Source organism: Dialister sp. UBA1703 (assembly GCA_002320515.1).
Classification (GTDB): domain Bacteria; phylum Bacillota; class Negativicutes; order Veillonellales; family Dialisteraceae; genus Dialister.
The window spans coordinates 1-4182 of sequence record DCJJ01000172.1; the positions used below are offsets into that span (position 1 = coordinate 1).

4 protein-coding genes, 1 pseudogene and 1 other annotated feature are annotated in these 4182 nt (G+C 53.8%); of the genes and pseudogenes, 4 read left to right on the top strand and 1 reads right to left on the bottom strand.

Annotated features, from left to right (window positions below; genetic code table 11):
* The 4 genes from B2Y11_RS08365 to B2Y11_RS08380 form a co-directional block, all read left to right on the top strand.
* A partial coding sequence (locus B2Y11_RS08365) for a hypothetical protein (RefSeq protein ID WP_291058003.1) occupies positions 1–186 on the top strand: 186 nt, incomplete at its 5' end.
* Positions 161–376 (top strand) — a binding site (T-box leader). It overlaps the preceding gene by 26 nt.
* A gap of 46 nt (positions 377–422) precedes the next feature.
* Entirely contained in the window at positions 423–1910 is a 1488-nt protein-coding gene (locus tag B2Y11_RS08370; protein ID WP_291058004.1) for a tryptophan transporter, read from the top strand.
* Positions 1903–2721 (top strand): energy-coupling factor ABC transporter ATP-binding protein, encoded by an 819-nt coding sequence (locus B2Y11_RS08375; protein WP_291058005.1) that lies wholly within the window; start codon positions 1903–1905, stop codon positions 2719–2721. Before B2Y11_RS08370 ends, B2Y11_RS08375 begins: the two co-directional genes overlap by 8 nt.
* Positions 2718–3401 (top strand): energy-coupling factor transporter transmembrane component T, encoded by a 684-nt coding sequence (locus B2Y11_RS08380; RefSeq protein ID WP_291058006.1) that lies wholly within the window; start codon positions 2718–2720, stop codon positions 3399–3401. Before B2Y11_RS08375 ends, B2Y11_RS08380 begins: the two co-directional genes overlap by 4 nt.
* A gap of 561 nt (positions 3402–3962) precedes the next feature.
* Here the strand turns inward: B2Y11_RS08380 and B2Y11_RS08385 are convergent.
* Positions 3963–4182: pseudogene (locus B2Y11_RS08385) on the bottom strand (NADPH-dependent 7-cyano-7-deazaguanine reductase QueF); the annotation flags it as partial.

A 4182-nucleotide genomic window follows, 5' to 3' on the forward strand; every position in this document is an offset into this window, starting at 1 on the left:
CCAGAGCTATACAGAAATACTGATAAAACCGAAGCCACGGAGATAGTAATCATCGACAGTCAAATGAATTACCGAGGAAAACTTGACACTTACCTTTCTCTATCCCCCTCTCACTTTCCCGTTGACACCATTCCCGGAGGGTGCTATACTCATTTCATATATAAAGCCTTTGAACAGGAAGAGTAGTCCTGACGGAAGCCATCCAAGGGAGCCGGCGCAAGTGGAAGTCCGGTATGGCAGTCTCGATGAATGGGCCTGGGAGGTGCTGTTTCGAGCCGGATGGGGTAGAAGCAGACGGAGTTCACCGTTAGAGGAAGAAGAGCTGGGCATTTGCCAATCTGGGTGGTACCGCGGAATATATCCTTTCGTCCCTTTGCGTAGAGCAGAGGGATGGAAGGATTTTTATTTTACAGGAGGTTCATATGGAACAGGTCATGGACGTATCAAAGCTTGTCTTTACGAAAGCGAGGGGAGGAAGGTTCCGCTGGCTGACCATTTCCACGCTCATGCTGGCCATCGGCATGCTGCTCCATCTGGTGTCCCCGTCGGTGGCGGGCTTTACGCCGAACTGGATGATTGCCTGCTATGTGGTGGCCATCCTTCTGACGAAGCCCAGCTACAAGCAGTGTCTGGGCATCTGCATGGTGGCGGCGCTGATGGAAGTGTTTACCAGTAAGTCCGCTTTCCCTTACGGCGATTTTGCTTCTGAATTCTTCGGTGCCTATGTGGCAGGCCTCTTTGCCCATTCCGTGCCGCCTATCAAAATCGGAAAGTTTTCTCTCCGTCCCGCCATTGCAGGATTTATTACCACCTGCGTGTCCGGCTTCACCTTTGTTTCTATCCTGACCCTGGTCATGGGCATTCCTATGAAGGTATACCTCTACGGTATGCTCCCTGCCGTGGCCATGGTGGGCGTAGGAAACGGCATTATTACGCCTTTCCTCTATTTCCCGGCCCTCAGGCTTTTCAAATCTATGCACTACATGGCGGAGTCGGATGTGGAAGACAGCGACCACAGCGGTCTTACCCTGGTTCCTCAGCAGGAAGGGGTTATTTCTGTGGAACATCTCAGCTACACCTATCCTTTCTCTGAAAAGAAGGCGCTGGATGATGTGTCCCTGGCTGTGGAAAAGGGAGATTTCGTAGTGGTTACCGGCCCCAACGGCGCAGGAAAGACCACGCTCCTCATGTCCATGGCCGGCGCCATTCCCCATTACTACGGCGGCACCATGGAAGGCATGGTGTTCACCGGCGGCAAGGCGGTGACCCAGCATTCCATTGCGGATCTGGCTTCTTCTATCGGCGTCATCCTTTCGGACTACAAGGCCCAGATCGTCACATTGACGGTGGGGGAGGAAATGGCATTCACCCTGGAGAACCATGGTTTTCCGCCGGATGAAATCCGCCGCCGGTCCAGAGAAGCCCTGGCCAAGGTACATCTGGACGGACTGGAAGAACGGAAGGTATCCACCCTCTCCGGCGGCCAGTGCCAGCGTCTGGTGGTGGCTGCGGTGCTGGCGGAAGAACCGGAAGTACTGGTATTCGATGAACCTACCTCTGCGCTGGATCCCGAAGGCATCCGCGAATTTTACGAAATGGTGGGCGAGCTGAACCGGAAGGAAGGACTCACGGTGATTGTGGCAGAGCACCATCTGGAAGCGGCCCTGCCTTATGCGAAGAAATTTATCCTTATGAATAAGGGAAAGATTATCAGCCAGGGTACACCGGAAGAGGTGATGCGGGTTATGAAGAAGGACCACATTTATGAAGAAGCCATTCCGGACATGTACCGCACCCAGCTGACACTGGAAGAAGAAGGGATTTCCTTTGAAAAACCATTCCTCAATATCCATGACGCAGAGCATTCCGTCATGAGTTCTTTCGAGAAAGGAGAAAGGGACCATGCTTGAGCTGAAAAATGTATCCTTCCGATACGCCAAAAACCTGCCCCTGGTACTGGACGGGGTGTCCCTCTCCTTTGACAGGGGAGAATTCGTAGCCATTACCGGCAGAAACGGAAGCGGCAAGACCACCATTACCCGCCTTCTCACGGGACTGGAAAAACCTGCTTCCGGCAGCATCCTCTATAATGGCACCGATGTGACGAAAGAAGACGCTTCGAAGAGAAGCCGTTTCATCGGCTACGTTTTCCAGCAGCCGGACCGGCAGATGTTCATGCCCACAGTAAGGGAAGAAATCGCATTCGGACCCTTGCATCAGGGGAAACGGGGACAGGAACTGGAAGAGGCCATCGACCGCGCCATGGCGGACACAGACACCGAAAGCCTTTCTTCCGAATACCCCAGAACCCTTTCCCGGGGCGACCAGCAGCGGGTGGCCATTGCCTCCGCCCTGGCCATGGATACGGAGTACCTGGTGCTGGACGAACCTACCAGCGGACAGGACGGCAGGGAAAAGAAAAGACTCATGGCATTAATGGAAAGACTGCAGCAGAAGGGCATTACCATCATCCTTGTTACCCACGACATGGACATCGTAGCAAGGGACTGCACCAGGGTGGTAGTCATTGCAGGCCATAAAGCCGTCTTTGACGATAAGCCGGAAATCCTTTTCTCCGAAGCCAACAGGCCCGAAGACTGGGGCCTTGCCTATCCGCCGGCAGTCCTTCTGGGACGGCGACTCCCCGGCGCTCCCTACTGCCGGGACATGGACAGCTTCTGCAGGGAATTTATGAAACGGAAAGGAGGCGTTGCCTTATGAGAAACCTGGTACCCCTGACAAAAATCCTTTTAACCCTGGGCACTGCCGTATGGGCCATTGTGCTTCACCGGCCGGAAAGCCTTCTTGCCCTCTGCGCATTGGAAGTGCTCATCCTTCTCGTTTCCGGCGAACTCTTCAAAAACCTGAAAGCCCTTATTATGCTCATCATTTTTGCCGCCCTCCTGGGAGCCATCGAAAAACTGGGCGGCGGCAGCACCGAAGAATCGGTGGTGGCAGCCCTTCGCATGCTGGGCATGACCATCATTTTCATATACCTCCTGGGCACTGTGAAACTGCAGGACCTTACCGCCGCCATGGTGCGCCAGCTCAAAGTTCCCTATGAATACGCCTTCATGTTCACTGCCGGCCTCCGCTTCATCCCCGACTTCATCGAAGAAGACAGAGCCGTCTCCGAAGCCCAGGCCTGCCGCGGCCTGGCAGTGAAAGGCAACTTCTTCAAACAGGTCAAACGGTATATGTCCATCGTAAGACCCCTCATGCTCCGCTCCCTGGGAAGAAGCGAAACCATGGCCCTCTCCCTGGAACTCCGAGGCTTCGGCGGCTCCAGAAGAACCTTCATGGAAAGCGTGGCGCCTAAAGGAAAAGACTACCTCTTCATGGTCCTTATACTTATCATTACCGCCGTAGTTATTTACGGACGGGTCAGAATGGGAATGTAAAAAAAGCACCCTGCTGGGGGTGCTTTTTTAGTGTACTAGTGTGCTGGTGTGCTGGTGAATAGTGGGCTGGTTGAAGTCACTTACAGCCAATACGGAGGCTTTTCACTTCGCTTGGAATGACAAGTAAGAAGAGACGTTTAGGAAAGAGAGCTGCAGCACTACGTTACGTGTCGAGCAGCCAGGCTCCTTCCTCAGGAAGGAGCTGGGCGAAGCCCTGAAGATAGGTCAGAAGATAAGCCAAGAACTGCCTGACAAAAGGTACATTCTGGAGGGAGATTTCTCGGATCCGTTTCACTGGCTCCATGAAACTATGGAATCATATCGGCTTGTACCTCCGCTCGAAATGACGGGGGCCATAGTGACACAAATGCAAGTCCCGTAACGCTGACTTTATAATTATTGCCCGAAGGGCAATAATTCCCCTCTGGACCCTCTGAACCCGGGCCACCCAGTGGCCCCACAGGCCGGTCGATTTTAAGAACCTTTTTCCACAACCTTTCTACACAACCTGCGNNCCTGCGCCGACAGGCGCGCCCCTTCTGCGCTCGAAGAGCGCAGAATCTACCTGTTATCCACTTTCTCCGGATTCATATCATGATGGAGGAGGCGGAAACGGGCGAAGTCCTTCCATTCCGTGCCGGGGATGCCGTAGTTGCAGAATGGATCAATGGAAAGGCCGCCCCGGGGGAGGAACTTGCCCCATACTTCAATGTAGCGGGGACGGAGAAGACGGATAAGGTCCGTCATAATCATATTCACGCAGTCCTCATGGAAATCGCCG

Excerpts from the sequence above, each read along its gene's own strand:
- B2Y11_RS08370 (WP_291058004.1), top strand. The coding sequence starts at position 423 with ATGGAACAGGTCATGGACGTATCAAAGCTTGTCTTTACGAAAGCGAGG.
- B2Y11_RS08375 (WP_291058005.1), top strand. The coding sequence starts at position 1,903 with ATGCTTGAGCTGAAAAATGTATCCTTCCGATACGCCAAAAACCTGCCC.
- B2Y11_RS08380 (WP_291058006.1), top strand. The coding sequence starts at position 2,718 with ATGAGAAACCTGGTACCCCTGACAAAAATCCTTTTAACCCTGGGCACT.